The organism is Streptosporangium sp. NBC_01469, from assembly GCF_036227305.1.
In the GTDB taxonomy this organism is placed as follows: domain Bacteria; phylum Actinomycetota; class Actinomycetes; order Streptosporangiales; family Streptosporangiaceae; genus Streptosporangium.
In genome coordinates this window covers 5,609,669-5,624,937 of record NZ_CP109465.1, presented here as the reverse complement: position 1 = coordinate 5,624,937, position 15,269 = coordinate 5,609,669, and the positions used below count along the sequence as shown (strand labels likewise).

The 15,269-nt window shown below is 70.5% G+C and carries 13 protein-coding genes; 3 read left to right on the top strand and 10 right to left on the bottom strand.

Going from position 1 to position 15,269, the window contains the following annotated elements; genetic code table 11:
- Positions 1-137: 137 nt before the first annotated feature.
- Both OG587_RS24650 and OG587_RS24645 read right to left on the bottom strand, forming a co-directional pair.
- The gene (locus tag OG587_RS24650) at positions 138-869 is read right to left on the bottom strand and encodes a hypothetical protein (RefSeq protein WP_329079205.1); all 732 of its coding nucleotides are present in this window, start codon (positions 867-869) and stop codon (positions 138-140) included.
- A gap of 132 nt (positions 870-1,001) precedes the next feature.
- Positions 1,002-1,742 (bottom strand): aspartate/glutamate racemase family protein, encoded by a 741-nt coding sequence (locus tag OG587_RS24645; RefSeq protein ID WP_329079203.1) that lies wholly within the window; start codon positions 1,740-1,742, stop codon positions 1,002-1,004.
- A gap of 166 nt (positions 1,743-1,908) precedes the next feature.
- Here OG587_RS24645 and tnpA point away from each other — a divergent pair, with 166 nt between their 5' ends.
- Positions 1,909-2,322 (top strand): IS200/IS605 family transposase, encoded by a 414-nt coding sequence (gene tnpA, locus OG587_RS24640; protein ID WP_329093999.1) that lies wholly within the window; start codon positions 1,909-1,911, stop codon positions 2,320-2,322.
- A complete protein-coding gene (locus OG587_RS24635) occupies positions 2,291-3,499 on the top strand; it encodes an RNA-guided endonuclease InsQ/TnpB family protein (RefSeq protein WP_329079201.1) in 1,209 nt (402 codons plus the stop codon). Before tnpA ends, OG587_RS24635 begins: the two co-directional genes overlap by 32 nt.
- Positions 3,500-3,593: 94 nt before the next feature.
- Here the strand turns inward: OG587_RS24635 and OG587_RS24630 are convergent, their stop codons facing one another.
- From OG587_RS24630 to OG587_RS24595, 8 genes are all read right to left on the bottom strand, one after another.
- Positions 3,594-4,952 carry an NAD(P)/FAD-dependent oxidoreductase gene (locus tag OG587_RS24630; protein ID WP_329079199.1) on the bottom strand — a complete coding sequence of 453 codons (1,359 nt, stop codon included), beginning with the start codon at positions 4,950-4,952 and terminating at the stop codon, positions 3,594-3,596.
- 172 nt (positions 4,953-5,124) lie between these two features.
- Complete coding sequence (locus OG587_RS24625) at positions 5,125-5,970, bottom strand: family 3 encapsulin nanocompartment shell protein (RefSeq protein ID WP_329079196.1); 846 nt, start codon at positions 5,968-5,970, stop codon at positions 5,125-5,127.
- Positions 5,971-6,079: 109 nt separating this feature from the next.
- Positions 6,080-6,931: a class I SAM-dependent methyltransferase gene (locus OG587_RS24620; protein ID WP_329079194.1), complete on the bottom strand. Its 852-nt coding sequence runs from the start codon at positions 6,929-6,931 to the stop codon at positions 6,080-6,082.
- Positions 6,932-7,100: 169 nt separating this feature from the next.
- Positions 7,101-7,928: an SDR family NAD(P)-dependent oxidoreductase gene (locus OG587_RS24615; RefSeq protein WP_329079192.1), complete on the bottom strand. Its 828-nt coding sequence runs from the start codon at positions 7,926-7,928 to the stop codon at positions 7,101-7,103.
- Positions 7,929-8,075: 147 nt separating this feature from the next.
- Positions 8,076-9,098: a sulfotransferase gene (locus OG587_RS24610; protein WP_329079189.1), complete on the bottom strand. Its 1,023-nt coding sequence runs from the start codon at positions 9,096-9,098 to the stop codon at positions 8,076-8,078.
- On the bottom strand, positions 9,095-10,315 hold the full coding sequence (locus OG587_RS24605) for an MFS transporter (RefSeq protein ID WP_329079187.1): 1,221 nt from the start codon (positions 10,313-10,315) through the stop codon (positions 9,095-9,097). Before OG587_RS24605 ends, OG587_RS24610 begins: the two co-directional genes overlap by 4 nt.
- A 2-nt stretch (positions 10,316-10,317) precedes the next feature.
- Positions 10,318-11,745 (bottom strand): DegT/DnrJ/EryC1/StrS family aminotransferase, encoded by a 1,428-nt coding sequence (locus OG587_RS24600; RefSeq protein WP_329079186.1) that lies wholly within the window; start codon positions 11,743-11,745, stop codon positions 10,318-10,320.
- 1,033 nt (positions 11,746-12,778) lie between these two features.
- Positions 12,779-13,648, bottom strand: a complete 870-nt coding sequence (locus tag OG587_RS24595) for a UbiA family prenyltransferase (protein ID WP_329079184.1) — start codon at positions 13,646-13,648, stop codon at positions 12,779-12,781.
- Positions 13,649-13,918: 270 nt separating this feature from the next.
- Here OG587_RS24595 and OG587_RS24590 point away from each other — a divergent pair, with 270 nt between their 5' ends.
- The gene (locus OG587_RS24590) at positions 13,919-15,262 is read left to right on the top strand and encodes a type III polyketide synthase (RefSeq protein ID WP_329079182.1); all 1,344 of its coding nucleotides are present in this window, start codon (positions 13,919-13,921) and stop codon (positions 15,260-15,262) included.
- The last annotated feature ends 7 nt before the right edge of the window (positions 15,263-15,269 follow it).

The following is a 15,269-nucleotide window of genomic DNA, read 5'->3' as shown; positions in this document are numbered from 1 at the left end:
ACGAAACGCCGACATATCGACCCGCCTTCTCTCCACCGCCAGGAAAGGCCGACGAGGGTTTCGACGCCCGGCGTGCCCACGTGCGGCCACACCCACCCCGATGGCCGGTCGGACCACGGATTCGGTGGAGCAGAGGCTCAGAGTCCGAGCTTGGACAGTTCGTCGCTGGTGAAGGTGAGCTTCACGACGGGGGAGGTCTCGTCACTCATGAAGGCGTAGAAATCAAAGTCCCAGAAAGGGTTGGGAGACTCACCCGGAACGGCGTCCTTGACCCCCTGGACGCCCGGTGTGCCGCTCTTGTGGCGGGCGTACCACTGGTCGATGAAAAAGCAGTCGGAACCGTAGGTCTTGATGTTGCCCACATCGCCTTCGTCGCGTCCCACGACGACGTAGGCGTGCCCGGCGCCCCCGGTGGTGTCGCGGAAGTTGATCAGTTCCACCTTGACGCCCGAGCCGAGCAGCTTGGGCTGGTCGGCGAGCATCCCGATGACGCAGCAGGCGAAGAGCGTGCAGTTGGCGCTGGCGAGCCCGCGATAGTTGGCCCGCCCGGTCGCGACGTACTTGCCCTTGATCTTCTCGCGGGCCTCGGCGAACGTGACCTGGGTCACCGGCCCGCCGAGGCCCGCCTCCCTGCCGATCGCCGGCAGGCGCACGGGCTTGAGGTCGGAGAACTGCTGACCGTCGGGAATGATCTCTGGAACGTTCCCGCCACCGGCCGCGACTTCCAGCTTCTTGATGACGACGTCGTCGTCCAGCAGCTGCGGCCAGGGGTTCCACAGCTTGGCCGTGGTCATCTTCGTCTTGCCGATCGCCGCCTGCACGGCTGCCATCCGCGTCTGCTTGGGGGTCGCGTGCGTGGTCTGGCTCATGGTGATCTCCCAATCACTTTTCCGAAGGAACCATGACACTTCCACCACGTTTTCCCGGTGACAACGAGATGGCCTCTTGTGGCCAGGACGATGGCGTCCGTGGGGATCCGGGCGGCCTCCGTCCGGTCGCGGTCACGTGTTCCCGACGGTGCCGGAGGTGCCGAAGGGGCTGCGGGTCAGGCTCCGGTGGACCATCTGGGTGAGCGTCACGATGTCGAAGACCGGCATGCCGAGCCGCGCCTGGATCTCGTGCGCGTAGGGCACCACGTCGGTGCACTCGATGACGAGTGCTCCCATGTCCGGGTTCTCCTTCGCCAGCCGTTCGGTCTGGCTCAGCACCTCGCGGCCCAGGCGGTCGGCGTCGAGTTCGGCTCGCCGCCCTTCGAGCATCACCTCACGGAACTCCGGCTGGTCCTCCAGGCCCGCGACGCAGACCGGGACGTGCTCGGCACCGACCGCCTCCAGGTGGCGCCGGGTGAGGGAGGGCTTCCTGGCGACCAGCAATCCGACCTTCCGGTCCGAGCGGATCATGCGGTGGACCATGGGCAGCTGGATCAGGCTTGAGGCGTGGAGCGGGACGTTGACCGCGTCGGCCAGCTGCCGCTGGAAGATGGCGAGGAAGCCGCAGGCACCGGTGATGGCCGCCGCGCCCCGCGCCTCGAGTTCCCGCGCGGCCTGGATGAACGGGTCGAGCAGGCTCGGGTCGGCCTGGGTCACCACGCGCTCCGCCGTCGCGCCGTCCACGACCCGGTAGATGACGGGGAAGTCGAAGGTGGCCCGGTTGCGGATGTGCCCCGGGATCTTGGTGAAGTCGGTGTCGCAGCAGAGGACGCCGATCGCGACATCGCGCGTCGTGTCCGTCTCGGTTGCCATCAGATCCTCCGGAGGGGACCGTCGCCTTTGAGCGACGGGGGAATCGGGAGAGAGAGGGCGGCCAAGGCCCGAGTGTGCCCTGGCCGGTCAGGTCTGCGCATTGGAGATCTCCGATCGTCGCGCATTAGATGGATGGCGTTGTTGTATTGATCGTGTGACTCGTCAGATGCGCACCTCTCCCGGCGCGGCGTACGACCTCGGATACCACGTGGTGTGGTGTCCGAAGTATCGCCGCCCGGTTCTCTGTGGGGGGGTGAAGGACCGCCTTGAGGAGTTGATCCGCGCCAAGGCCGACGAGCATGGCTGGCAGATCGTGGCGCTTGAGGTGATGCCCGACCACGTGCACCTGTTCGTCAAGCCGCACCCGAAGAACTCACCGTCGTACGTGGCCAACCAGTTCAAGGGCTTCACCTCCCACCACCTGCGCGCCGAGTTTCCGCACCTGCGATCCCGACTGCCCACGCTGTGGTCGCGGTCCTACTTCGTGGCCACGGTCGGCGCGGTGTCCGCCGATACCGTGCAGCGCTACATCGAGACCCAGTACGAGCGTGTCCCCACGAGCGGGGGTGCTCGTGCGTAGGTCGTTCACGTTCCCGCTGCGCCCCACCGCCCGCCAAGCCGCCGCACTGGCCGCGTGCCTGGATGACCACCGCGCCCTGTACAACGCCGCGCTGGAGCACCGCCGCACCGCCTACCGCAAGGCAGGCGCGACGGTCCGCTACGGTGAGCAGTCGGCCGACCTCAAGCACATCCGCGCCGATGACGCAGACGGTCAGGGCCGCTGGTCGTTTTCTTCCCAGCAGGCCACCCTGCGCCGTCTCGACAAGGCGTTCGCCGCGTTCTTCGCCCGCGTCAAGGCCGGGCGCGCACCGGGCTTTCCTCGCTTCAAGGGCAAGGGCCGGTTCGACACGGTGCAGTGGCCGAAGGACGGCGACGGCTGCCGGTGGGACTCCCAGCCCGAACACCCGTCCGCGACGTTCGTCCGCCTCCAGGGCGTCGGGCATGTACGCGTCCACCAGCACCGTGCCGTACGTGGCACCGTGAAGACGATCAGCGTGAAACGTGAAGGTTCGCGCTGGTATGTGATCCTCGCCTGCGACGACGTACCCGCCGAGGCCCTGCCCGCCGCGGGCGCCACCGTCGGGATCGACATGGGAGTGGCGTCGCTGGTCACCACCAGCGACGGAGACCACCTGGACAACCCGCGCCACCTGGCCGCCTGCGCAGACCGCCTCGCCGTCGCGCAGCGGGACCTCGCCCGCACCAAGCGAGGCTCGAAGCGGCGTCGCAAGGCTGTGACCCGGATCGCCGCCCTGCACGGCAAGATCCGCCGCCAACGCCTCGACGGCGCACACAAGGCGGCCCTGCGCCTGGTTCGTGACTACGACGTCATCGCCCACAAAGACCTGCGGATCGCCAACATGACCCGATCGGCGTCCGGCACCGTGGAGGCACCCGGCCGGAACGTCGCGCAAAAGTCCGGCCTGAACCGCAGCATCCTGGACGCGGGTTGGGGGGTGTTCCTGACGATCCTGTCGCACAAGGCTGAAAGTGCTGGCCGAGAGCTGATCGCGGTGAACCCCGCCAACACCTCCCGCACCTGCTCGCGTTGCGGGCACTGCGCGAAGGAGAACCGCCTCACCCAAGCCGAGTTCCACTGTCAGCGGTGCGCTCATGCGGCGCACGCCGACGTCAACGCGGCGATCAACATCCTCAGGGCAGGGCTTGCCCTTCGCGACGTCGCGCAAGCGGCTTAACGAGAAGCCGCTCCCTTCAGGAAGCGGAGGAGTCACGGTGGTTCTCTCCCGTCGGAGGATGCTGTCACGTCATGGGAACGGGCGCGGCCGGTGATCAGGACCGGAGCCGGCGCCGGGTACGGCCTCCGTGGCGGTCGGGGCGCAGGGGGGTGAGGTCCGTCTCGGGCCGCTCTCCGGCAACGATCTGGGCGATCAGCCTGCCGCTGACCGGCGCGAGACCCATGCCGATGTGGCCGTGGCCGCACGCGACGGAGAGGTTGCGGTAGGGGTCGGCGCGTCCCAGGTAGGGAAGGCCGTCCGGGCTGCAGGGGCGGAAGCCGCTCCAGGTTTCCAGGATCTCGGTGCTCTCCAGTTCCGGAAGGTAGGTGTGGACGGTTCGCAGGATGCCGTCCACGCGGCGGCGGGAGATCGTGGCGTCCAGGCCCGACAGCTCCAGGGTCCCGCCGAAGCGGAGGCGGTCGCCGAGGGGCACGAGCGCGACCTTCCCCTCGCCCAGCAGGACCGGCAGCCGGGGCGCGTTGGCCGGTGCCTTGACCGTGACGGAGTACCCCTTGGCGGGCTGGAGCCTGAGCCCGAGGTCCAGCCCGCGGGCGCATTCCGCCGACCACGTCCCGGCGGCGACGACCGTCTCTCGGGGGCTGAGATCCCCTCGCGTGGTCCTGACCCGCCGGATCTCGCGGCCCGCGGCCTCGATGCCGACGACCTCGGTCCGCTCGTGGATCTCGACGCCCATGCCGTCGAGCGTCCGGGCGAGGCCGGTGACGAACTCGGGAACACGCAGGTAGGCACCCTCCTCGTTGTACAGGGCGCCGCAGATGTCGAACTCGGCGTCCGGTTCGAGCACGCTCAGCTCCCCCGGTTCGAGAACGCGCAGCGGCACGCCGCTCGCGACCGTACCGGGCACCGACAGGCGGGCCTTCTCGAACCCCTGCGGTGTCCTGTACGCGAGGAGCATGCCCTGGGCGGTGAAGGTGGAGGCGAGGTCTCCCGGCGCGCAGAGCTCTCGCAGGATGTCGAGGCTCCGCTTCTTCATGTCGACCAGCACCCGGAACCCGGCCTTCGCGTCCCGCTCGTTGCAGGCGCGGCGGAAGTGCCAGAGCCAGGACAGCAGCTCGGGGTCCGGTCGCGGTCTGATGTAGAAGGGGCTTTCCGGGTTGAGGAGCCAGCGCAGCCCCTGGGCCATCACGCCTGGCTCGGCGAGGGGAAGCGCGCCCTGCGTGCCGACGAAGCCGGTGTTGCCGTACGAGCAGGACTGGGGACCGCCGAGCGGCCCGCGTTCCACGACGGTCACGCCGTAGCCCGCGCGGCGCAGGTAGTAGGCGCAGAACAGGCCGACGGCGCCGCCGCCGATGACGAGGACGTCGGGATCGCGCCGGATGGGTGCCGGGTTCGATGAGGGCCGCGAAGGCGGCGGGAGTGATGGGGGCGGCGGGGGCGGCGGCGCTGTCGGCATGTGCGGTCCTCTAAGGGGTCACGATCACGGGATCACGCTCATGGGGGTCGCTGTCACGGGATCACGCTCATGGGAGTCGCGGTCACAGGGGTCGCGGTCACAGGGGTCTCGGTCACAGGGGTCTCGGTCACAGGGGTCTCGGTCACAGGGGTCTCGGTCACAGGGGTCTCGGTCACAGGGTCACGATGAAGAAGTTGGTCATGAGGTTGATCACGACCCGCTCGTAGATCTCGGCCATGAGCGCGATGCCGGGCTCGGCGAAGGTCCCCGGGGGCGGTTCGGCGAAGCGGATCACCGAGCGCCCGGCGTCGAACAGCTGGGCACCGTGCCCGAAGTCGCCGACGATGGCGGTTCCCGGGTCGACCAGGCGCGTCCGCACGATGAAGACGCCGTTCTGCTCCAGGTCGTCCATCAGGCGGCCCTGTCCCATGAAGCGGTAGTAGTCGACGGGGTTGATGATGAGGCCGTCGGCCGTGCCTCCCATCTGCTCCGCCTCGTTGCACGCCGCGAGGATCGTCGAGGTGAACGGGCCCTTCGACGTCATGCGTATGACGTCCGGGATGTTCAGCAGCCCGCCCTTGCCGCGGATGATCGTGTGGTTCTCGGCCGTGCCGAGGCGGACGATCAGCCGGTAGTTGATGAAGGACTCGAAGGTCTCGGGGTCCTCCCACAGGCCGGGCGGTACCCGCACCCACGCGGTGGTGGGATAGAGCTCCGGGATCGGCGATCTGTGGAAGCGGTTCGCCGCCTCGCGCCGCAGGTCGGCCTCGTCGACCTTGGGGTCGTCCGGCCGGGGCGGGCTCTCCTGCCAGTAGTACCGTCGGGGGTCCCTGGAGAGGTCGACGACCTTGAGCATGTTGCGCGCCGGGTAACGCGGCTTGCGCCGCGAGCTCGTCAGCGAGTCGGTGATCGTCACGTCGTACTCGACGGAGGCCTCAAGCCCCTTGGCCATACAGGCCTCGACGAACATCCGGCCCGGCGACATCTGCTTCTTCCGCTCGGCGACGACTTCGGCCATCGTCCGCTTCATACCTTCTGTACGCTGCATGACTTCCTCGCTCATCGTGATTCCGCGCTCATGGTGATCCGGCGCTCATCGTGGGTCGGCGCTACGACGTGGGCCGGCGCTACGACGTGGCGTCGCCGGGCTTGCGGGTGACGAACATCCCCCAGCCGAACTCGCCGTCGTCGATGGCGACCTGGATCTCCGCGCAGGACTCGGCGAAGGCCAGCATCCAGTCGCGCGCCGCTGCGTCCTGCGTCGTCCCGGCGCGCTCCGTGGCCGTCCTGCCCAGTACGCGGTAGGTCTGCCTGATGTGGCTCTCCAGGTTGCGGGCCAGGAGGATCTCGAATCCGGCCTCCTGCAGGACGGCCTGGTAGCCGACGAACGAGTAGCCGCTGTTCCATCTCACGCGGTCGTAGACGTGCTTACGGGCGCGCTCGCCGATCTCTTCCTTGGGCTGGAGGAAGTCGGAGAAGGCGAAGATGCCCCCGGGCCTGAGGACACGGTGGATCTCGCGGTGGCTGCTGGGCTTGTCCGGTACGAGGCAGAGCGCGTCCTGGCTGACGACGTGGCTGAAGGTACCCGTCTCGTAGGGCATCTGTATGACCGAGCCCTGGCGGAACCCGATGTCGAGCCCGGTCTCGGCGGCGAGTGCCTCCCGCGCGAACTTCACGCGCTCCACGCTCAGGTCGAGCCCCTCTCCCCGGCAGCCGAACCGTCTGGCGAGGTGGATGAGGAAGTTGCCGCAGCCGCAGCCGACGTCGAGTACGAAGGACGAGTCGTCGATCATGGCGTCCGCGGCCAGGATGTCGGACGTCCGCTCGGCGGCGGCACGGTAGTCGTCGTCGGTGTCGTCCGCGAAGTAACCGGTGTGCAGGACACCGTCGCCGTCCCAGAAACTCAGATAGGTGCTGAGGGTCTGGTCGAAGAAGTCGCGGACGTCTCTCTCGGTGTGGGCGTGGCTGGTCGTCGACATCACGGGTGCCTTTCTTGTCTTCCGAAACTCCGTCTTTCGAAACTCCGTCTTTCGAACCCTGTCCTCCGAGGCCCCGTCCTCCTGGGCTTCGTCCTCCTGGGCCTGTTTTTCGTGGCCCGGTCCTCCCGGGCCCTGTCACCTGGGCTCCCGGCGGGGATCGCCCCGGCCGTCATGTGAAGGTGTCCCTGCTCGCGGAGGTGAGGTGGGCCGGCTCCGGCCCCACCACGCTGGCGCCACCGTCGATCAGGTGGAGCGCGCCGGTGACGAACGAGGCCCGCTCCCCGGCGAGGAAGGCCGCCACGGCGGCGAACTCGGCCGGGTCGGCGAGGCGGCCCAGGGCGTTGTGACGGCCCATGGCGCGCAGCCGGGCCTCGACGTCGCCGTCCACGGCCAGCTTCGCCGCCGCCCGTTCCACCGGCGGGGTACGGGTCGTGCCGGGTGCCAGCACGTTGACGGTGATGCCGTCGCGGCCGAGTTCCGAGGCGAGGGACTGGGCGAAACGCACGATGGCGGCGCGGGTCACCCCGGACAGCGCCAGCTGCGCGATGGGGACGCTCGCCGTCTCCGAGGCCACGAAGAGCAGCCGGCCCCACCGGGCGGCCCTCAGGTGCGGCAGCGCCGCGAGGGCCAGGGCGATCGCCGGGGAGAGCACCTTGTCGACGGCCGCCTGGTAGTCGGCCGGCTCGAACTGCGAGGCCGTGCCGATCGGCGGGCTGCCGCCGCTGACGAGGACGATGTGGAGCGCGCCGAAGTCGGCGGCGACCTCGTCGACCCAGCGGCGCGCCGCGTCCCCGTCGGTGACGTCGACGCTCGTGGCGTGCACGCGTCCGCGCGCCACCTCCTTGACGCTCCGTTCCGCCTCCGCGAGCCGGTCGCGGTCGCGTGCGCCGATCGCGACGTGCGCCCCCTCCCCGGCCAGTTCCATGGCGGTGGCCAGGCCGAGGCCGCTGGAGCCACCGGCGACGAGCGCGACCTTGTTCTTGAGCCCCAGATCCAACCGTCCTCCTCCTTGCCGTCCCTGCCGTCCCTGCCGTCCTGCCGTCCCTGCCGTCCTGCCACCCGGACTTCCCGATGCCCGGACTTCCCGGTGTCCGCGACGTCCTGTCGTACGGGTTCCTCGACGCGCGCCCGCCGCCGTCCGGGCCTAACGCTCACCGGTCGCCCGCGGCGGCGCGGTACCGGCCCGCCGCGGGCCGATGGGGAGTGTGCCGCCGTATTCGTAGCCGTAGCGCCGGAAGAGCGGCCATGACAGCGTCGTCGCGGCCAGCCTGGCGGGTACGGGAAGGCCTGTCCTCCAGGAGTCGTCCCGGTTCCGGATGACGGTGGTGCCGGTGTTGAAGCGATCCGGATTGCCGGTGACCGTGTGGTTGGTGTGGAGCTCGACCGTCCGGCCCCGCACCGGGTTGGCGGCGGGATCGGCGCCGCAGAACCGCAGCAGCGCGTCGATCGTCCCGGCCGGATCGGCGATGAACTCCTCGTAGCGCAGGAACGTCGACCGCTCCGGATGGCGCCGGAGGATCGCCCGCGAGGCCACGTTGAAGCCGTGCCAGTAGGCCGTGCTCTTCCTGGACGACATGACGTAGCAGTACTGCTTCTCCCGGCTCCACGACTGGGCGACCGCCCGAGGGTCGCGCACGAGATGGACGTAGTAGGGCGTCACCCCTTCGAGGTGCGGCAGCAGGGCCGCCTCACCGGGGATCTTGGTGGTGTCCACGAGCACGCGCGCGCCGGTCAGCGCGGCGACGGCGTGGTAGGTCCGCGTCATCAGGGCGGCGTGCTCGCGGATCTCGGCGGAGTGCAGCCCGCGGCCGAGCACGCGCCAGGTGTGCCGCGTCCGCACGCAGGCCAGCTGGCGGCGGATGACGGCGTCCGCGTGGGCCTCCGCCGAGACCCCTGGCGGCCGGTCGAGCAGGAGGATCCTCGACCAGATGTGGCACTCGGTCAGTGGCCTGCCGCAGCCGCACGAGCTGTTCGCGCCCCTGCCCGCGGAGTTCTTCCACAGGAAGTGCATCTCCCCGACGTGGAAGAACTCCGGGACCTCGTTGAGGATGTTGCCGATGATGGTGCTGCCGTTGCGGCACCAGCCGGTGATGCAGAGGATCCTGAGCGGCGACGCGCCCGGGGGTTCCGATGTGTTGATGGCGTGCTCCTGACTCGACTGGCTCAACTCACGACCGCCGGCCGCGCGTCGGGCCGGCGGACACACAGCGACACGACCACGGCCGTCGCCGCGCAGGCGGCACCGACGACGAACACCGCGGGGTAGCCGAACCCGGTCGCGACCGCTCCGGCCAGCGGTCCCCAGACGGCCAGGCCCAGGTCCCAGAAGGAGGTGTAGGCACCGATCGCGGCTCCCTGCCTCGACGGGTCGGTGCGGTTCATCACCATCAGGGCCAGCGACGGGTGCAGCAGCGAGAACCCGACCCCCATGATCAGGCTCCCGAGCACGGCGACGGGCAGGTTCGGGGCCAGGGCGATGATCAGCAGGCCGGCGGCCTCGCCGGCACCGGACCAGATAGCGACCCTGCGCGGCCCGAGCCGGTCCGGCAGGTGGCCGATGAACAGGCGGGTGCCGGCGTAGACGGCGCTGAAACCGCTGAGCACGACAACGCCCGACGAGACGCCTCGGGCCTGGAGGTGGAGGACGACGAAGGCGGCGAGCCCGGCGTATCCCGCGGCTGCGAGCGCGAGTGCCAGCCCCGGCAGCAGTACGGGGCGCGGCAGCAGGGTGCTCCCCCAGCTCCGCCGCTCCCGCCGCCCTTCACCGTCCGGCCCCTCCCCCTGCCGCCCTTCGCCGGGCCGCCCGGCCCCGGAGGGCGCGGGAACCGAGCTGATCAGCAGGAGACCGGCGAGCGCCGCGGCGACGCCGAAGCCCCACACCGCGCCGTAGCCGAGATTCAGCAGCGCCGCGCCGAGAAAGGTCCCGGCCGAGATCCCGCCCCACATGCTGATGCCGTAGAGCCCGATCAGTTGCCCGCGGCGGTTGTGCGGCGCGAGCGACACGACCCAGACGGCACCCGCGGTGAAGAGCGACGCCTCGCCGGCACCGAGCAGCAGGCGGACCGCGACGAGACCGTTCAGGTCGAGCGGCAGGAAGTAGAGCAGGCCGCCGACCGTGATGACCAGCGCGCCGGCCCGCATGACGAGGCGGTGGCCGTACCGGTCCGCGAGGTGGCCGGAGACGGGCCGTACGAGCAGGGCCGTGAGCGCCGTCGCCATGACGACCAGCCCGACGGCGAGGTCACCGGCGCCGAAGCTCTCCCTGACGAAGCCGGGCAGGACCGGGATCGCCGCGGTGAGACCCAGGTAGCCGCAGAAGAGCCCCCCGAAGACCCCGACGAGGGCGAGGCGCGGGATCGTGCTCCTTTCCGCGGGGGCCTCCATCGCTACTGCCCGACGGGCGCGGTGTCGGCCAGCCCGGCGACCGGTTCCGCCGACGGGCCGGAGTCCTGGCCGCCGGGCGCGTACCCGCGATCGTCGCCCAGGACGGCCCGTACCGGTTCCGCGAGGCGGCGATCCGGCGCGACGGCCGCCGCCACCTTGCGGACCGCCTTGATCAGGTGGTCGCAGTCCTCCACCGAGAGGCTGGAGGACAGGGGGACGTCGACCGCCTGCTCCAGGTATCTCGTGGTGTTCGGCAACAGCGTCTTGATCTCCTCTGCGTCCTTGGCGCCGAACATGAACCGCCAGTTCCAGAAGACCCGCACGTTGGTGTCCTCGTCGGAGCCGAGGTTGCGCGCGTCGACACCCTCTCGGCAGAGGGCGTTCGCGAACCACTTCGCGTCCACCCCGGGAACGCGGAAGATGAACGCCTCGCCGAGGTAGGCGCCGGGTTCCACGGGCTGCCGGATCGCGATCCGGGAGAGGCCGGACAGGGCCGAGGCCACGTAGGCGTAGTTGCGGTGGAAACGTTCCAGGCGCAGCGGCAGCCGGGCCATCTCGGCGCGCAGCAGGGCCGCGCGGATCTCGTCCATACGGAAGCTGAGCAGCGGCAGGTCGAGATCGGTGCCGATCGGCGGCTCGCCGTCGGGGAAGTGCCGCCGGAAGCGTCCCTCGTACGCGCCGGAGAGCACGACGGCGCGGGCGAAGAGCACGCTGTCGTCCGTGGCCAGGAAGCCGCCCTCGCCGCAGTTGAGCGACTTGTCCGACTGGGTGCTGAAGGCGCCCGCGAGGCCGAAGGTGCCGAGCTTGCGGCCCTTCAGCTCGGCGCCGAGGGCCGGTACGGCGTCCTCGAACACCGGCACGCCCATCTCGGCGGCGAAGCGCGTCAGGGCCTCCATGTCGGCGGCGAAACCGCGCATGTGGACGACGAGGATTCCCTTGATCTCGGGTGTCCAGCGGCGGCGGAGGTCCTCGATGTCCATGTGGAGGTTCTCGTCCACCTCCACCAGGAGGGGGGTGCACCCGGCGAGCACGATGGCGCTGGGGGTGGCGACGAAGGTGAAGCCGGGGCAGGCGATCAGGGAGCCCCGCGGGATCCCCGCCGCCATGATGGCGAGCGCGATCGCGGTGGTGCCGCTCGACACGGCCAGCGCGTGCTTGGTCCCGAAGTAGCGGCGCAGTTCCTCCTCGAACCGGCCGCACTCGGTGTCCCGCTGGGATCGGCAGTCGTAGCGGAAGTAGAGATGGCTGCGGATGGCGCGGATCGCCGCCTCCTCGTCCTCGGGGTGGACGAAGACGGCTCCCTTGTCGTAGGTCGGCCAGGGCACGCGCCTGACGGGGTCGCCACCGTGTATGGCGAGCCGCGCGTCCTCGGTCGCTCCACTCCCCGGCAGCGACAGGACCGGCGCGGGTCCCTCCTTCTTTCTGTTCACCGTCGAGCTCCTCGTTGCTGGCTGGCTGGTTTTCTCGTCGATGGCTTTCTGGCAGGCGTGATCACCACCACGGCGCGGTCATGGTCACGCGGTTCCGGTGGTGTCGAAGGTGGCGGCGGTGAACTTGTCTGTCGCGCTCCCCACCGCGATCGCGGGGCCGGGGGCGGATCGGAAACAACACTGGTGATCGTCCGGGAAATCGCGGAGATCAATTCTTCCGAGGGTTTCTCAGGTTCGTGGGACGGGTTTCTCGATCATGCTGGGGGCCGAGGAAAATCTTTTGAATGTTCCCTAAATGCGCCAAGGGTGTCAATGGGCAGAAATGGTATGGCTGCGGCAATGGACATGCGACCTTCCACACGCATCCGCGACCGCCCGCGTTTCCCCCGACGCCGGATAAATCACCGGGCCCGCGACTCCGGCGGGGGCGTCCCGGTCCGGCGGAGGCCGCGCCCCACGGGCGGCGAGGGCGGCCGTCACTTCCCCACCCCAGATCGGAAACCTCTCTGAGCTGGGAGTTTGAGCTCCATCGCACAACCCGGCCGTTTGTGGTGTCCGCCATCGGAGGGGGCCCGCCAAAGATCCCTGGACCGGATCGCGAGGCGGAATATCGAGAACCCGCACCCGGAAACCAGAAAACCCACAAAACCTATAAATAAAGTCGAAAATGCGGAATCAAAGCGTCGCCAGCCGGGCGACTTTAACCTTACCCCACTCCAAACCTATTTGGCATACCGGTTTCGGTCCCAGCTTTATTCGCGTTTGCGGAAATACCCCTCGGACACGGCCGGCGAGGCCGCCCCATTTCCTTTGCGACCGAATCGATATTCGTCGCTCATCCGAAACACCGTCGTACGATGCGGGTGCTCTCCCGGCGGATCCTCGCCCGCCGGACCGTGCACACGCGCACGATCATCGGCCCCGGCGTGCCTCGCACCCGGCACGCCGGGCCGCCGAACCGCGGGCGGTCGCACCTGCCGGGGACGGGGCAAGGTCTGGCCCCGCTCGGGGGCGCCGAACGTGAGCGGGCCGGTCAGGGAGCGGTGATGGCGGTGCCGCGTGCGAGGAGCAGGACGACGTCGACCGCGGCGACGGCGATCGCCGCGGCGAAGGGGACGCGCGACGAGCCCCGGCCCAGTGCCGGCCCTCCGATGGTGAAGGCCACCGCCGCGGCCAGGGCGGCCCAGCCTCCCACGCCCGGCTGCTCCGGGGGGCCGAAGACGAGCAGGGCCGTCGCGGCCAGCAGGGGCACCGGGATCAGGACGCGGACGCGGGCGACGCCGAGCCGCTGCGGCCAGCCCCGTACCCCGCCCGCGAGGTCCGCGGGGATGTCGGGAAGGACGTTGGCCAGGTGCGCCCCGCAGCCGAGCAGCGCCGCGGCCGTCACCGCCCACCAGGCGGGCCACGGGTGTCCCGGCAGGCCCAGGGTCACGAACCCCGGCAGCGAGCCGAACCCCACCGCGTACGGCAGCCAGGACAGCACGGTCGCCTTGAGCCCGAGGTCGTAGGCCCACGCCGCGGCGACGCCGACCAGGTGGACGGCACCCGCGGCGGGGCCCGAGGCCAGCGAGAGCGGCACGCAGAGCGCCAGGGCCGCGATCGCGGCGGCCCATACCGTACGGACGCTCACCGCGCCGGAGGCGACGGGCTTTCCGGTGCGGCCCGCGGCGGCGTCCCGCGCGGCGTCCACCGCGTCGTTGCACCAGCCGATCGAGAGCTGCCCCGTCAGCACGGCCGCGGCCACCAGGGCGCACCCGGCCGCGTCACGCCCGCTCGCGACGGCCAGCGCGGTCACCAGCACGGTGACCGCCGCGGTCGGTCCCGGGTGACAGGCCAGCAGCAATCCCCGTACGGCCCGGAGCAACGGCCCGGAACTCGGGTGCGATGGCCTGCTCGTCGTCACGCGTCGATCGTAGGCGGGAACCTCACGGAGCGCGGGCACCCTCGCGGACCGGATCGCGCCCCGCGCTCTCCGGCCGCCCGCCTCACAGACCGACCGCCCGCCTCACGGACCGGAGCGCGACTCCCTCCCGGACCTCACGGAACCGAGGCGCTGCTCCCTCCCGGACCGGAACGCTTTGGAAAGCGGGCACAGAGGACTTCGTGACGCATGCCGCACACGACAGGTGGGCAAAAGGGAGATGTCCGCTGTTCGCGAGCCGGGGGTTAATAGATGACGCGAATCGTCGCCGTCCGCGGCGCGCTCCCGCCGAACCGCCACTCCCAGGCAGAGATCACCGACGCGTTCGCGCGAGCGTGCCTTCCCGAGGGGACCAGCCGCCGGCTGCTCGATCGGCTGCACGCCTCCGCGCGGGTGGAGTCCCGGCACCTGACGCTGCCGCTCGAACGGTACGCCAAGCTGGACGGCTTCGGCGCGGCCAACGACGCCTTCGTGGAGACGGCCGTGGAGCTGGGCGTCGAGGCGGTGGGCGGGGCGCTGGAGGACGCGGGGGTCGCCCCCGAGGACGTGGACATGATTCTCTTCACCTCGGTGACCGGTGTCGCGGCGCCCTCGGTGGACGCCAGGCTCGCCGGGCGGCTCGGACTGCGCCCGGACGTCAAGCGGATACCGGTCTTCGGCCTGGGCTGTGTCGCGGGGGCGGCCGGGATCGCCCGCCTCCACGACTACCTGCGCGGCTGGCCGGACCATCTGGCGGTGCTGCTCTCGGTCGAGCTGTGCTCCCTCACCCTGCAGCGCGGCGACGCCTCCATCGCCAACATGGTCGCGAGCGCCCTGTTCGGCGACGGGGCGACGGCGTTGGTGGCCTGCGGTGACGAGTGGCGGCCTCGGCGTACCGGACCCTCCGCGGCCTCCCGTGCCGCCGGGGCGAACGGCGCGGCCGCGACGACGCGGCCCGTGGGGCCCGCCGGTTCCTCTCCGGCGAACGGCTCGCCCGCCACGCACCACCGGCTCCCCCTCTCCGGACCATCCGCACCTACCGTGTCCTATGCGTCCCCTGCGTCCTCGGCGTCCCCGGGAGTCGCGAGGTTCTCCCCCGCGACCGGCGCGCCCGTGACGCACCGGCCGCTCCCCGAGCCGGCCGGAGCGTACGGGATCCCGGAGCCGGCGGACGCGTTGACGGGGCCGACGGTGGTGGCCTCGCGCAGCCACCTGTATCCCGGATCCGAGCACGTGATGGGCTGGAACGTCGGCGACACCGGCTTCCGCGTGGTGCTCGACGCGAGCGTCCCCGAGGTGGTGCGCACCTACCTGGCGGACGACGTGCACGGCTTCCTCGGCGACCACGGCCTGAGGGTCGAGGACGTGACGGCGTGGGTCTGCCACCCGGGCGGCCCGAAGGTCCTGGAGGCGGTGGCGGAGACGCTGCGGCTTCCCGAGGGCGCGCTGGACCTCACCTGGCGCTCGCTCGCCGCGATCGGGAACCTGTCCTCGTCCTCCGTCCTGCACGTGCTGCGGGATACGCTCACTCTGCGGCCGCCGCCGCCGGGCACGCCGGGGCTTCTCCTCGCGATGGGGCCGGGCTTCTGCTCCGAACTCGTACTGCTGCGCTGGTAGGAGCCCG

Excerpts from the sequence above, each read along its gene's own strand:
- OG587_RS24590 (WP_329079182.1), top strand. The coding sequence starts at position 13,919 with ATGACGCGAATCGTCGCCGTCCGCGGCGCGCTCCCGCCGAACCGCCAC.
- OG587_RS24645 (WP_329079203.1), bottom strand. The coding sequence starts at position 1,742 with ATGGCAACCGAGACGGACACGACGCGCGATGTCGCGATCGGCGTCCTC.
- OG587_RS24620 (WP_329079194.1), bottom strand. The coding sequence starts at position 6,931 with ATGTCGACGACCAGCCACGCCCACACCGAGAGAGACGTCCGCGACTTC.
- OG587_RS24605 (WP_329079187.1), bottom strand. The coding sequence starts at position 10,315 with ATGGAGGCCCCCGCGGAAAGGAGCACGATCCCGCGCCTCGCCCTCGTC.
- OG587_RS24650 (WP_329079205.1), bottom strand. The coding sequence starts at position 869 with ATGAGCCAGACCACGCACGCGACCCCCAAGCAGACGCGGATGGCAGCC.
- OG587_RS24630 (WP_329079199.1), bottom strand. The coding sequence starts at position 4,952 with ATGCCGACAGCGCCGCCGCCCCCGCCGCCCCCATCACTCCCGCCGCCT.
- tnpA (WP_329093999.1), top strand. The coding sequence starts at position 1,909 with ATGCGCACCTCTCCCGGCGCGGCGTACGACCTCGGATACCACGTGGTG.
- OG587_RS24625 (WP_329079196.1), bottom strand. The coding sequence starts at position 5,970 with ATGGCCGAAGTCGTCGCCGAGCGGAAGAAGCAGATGTCGCCGGGCCGG.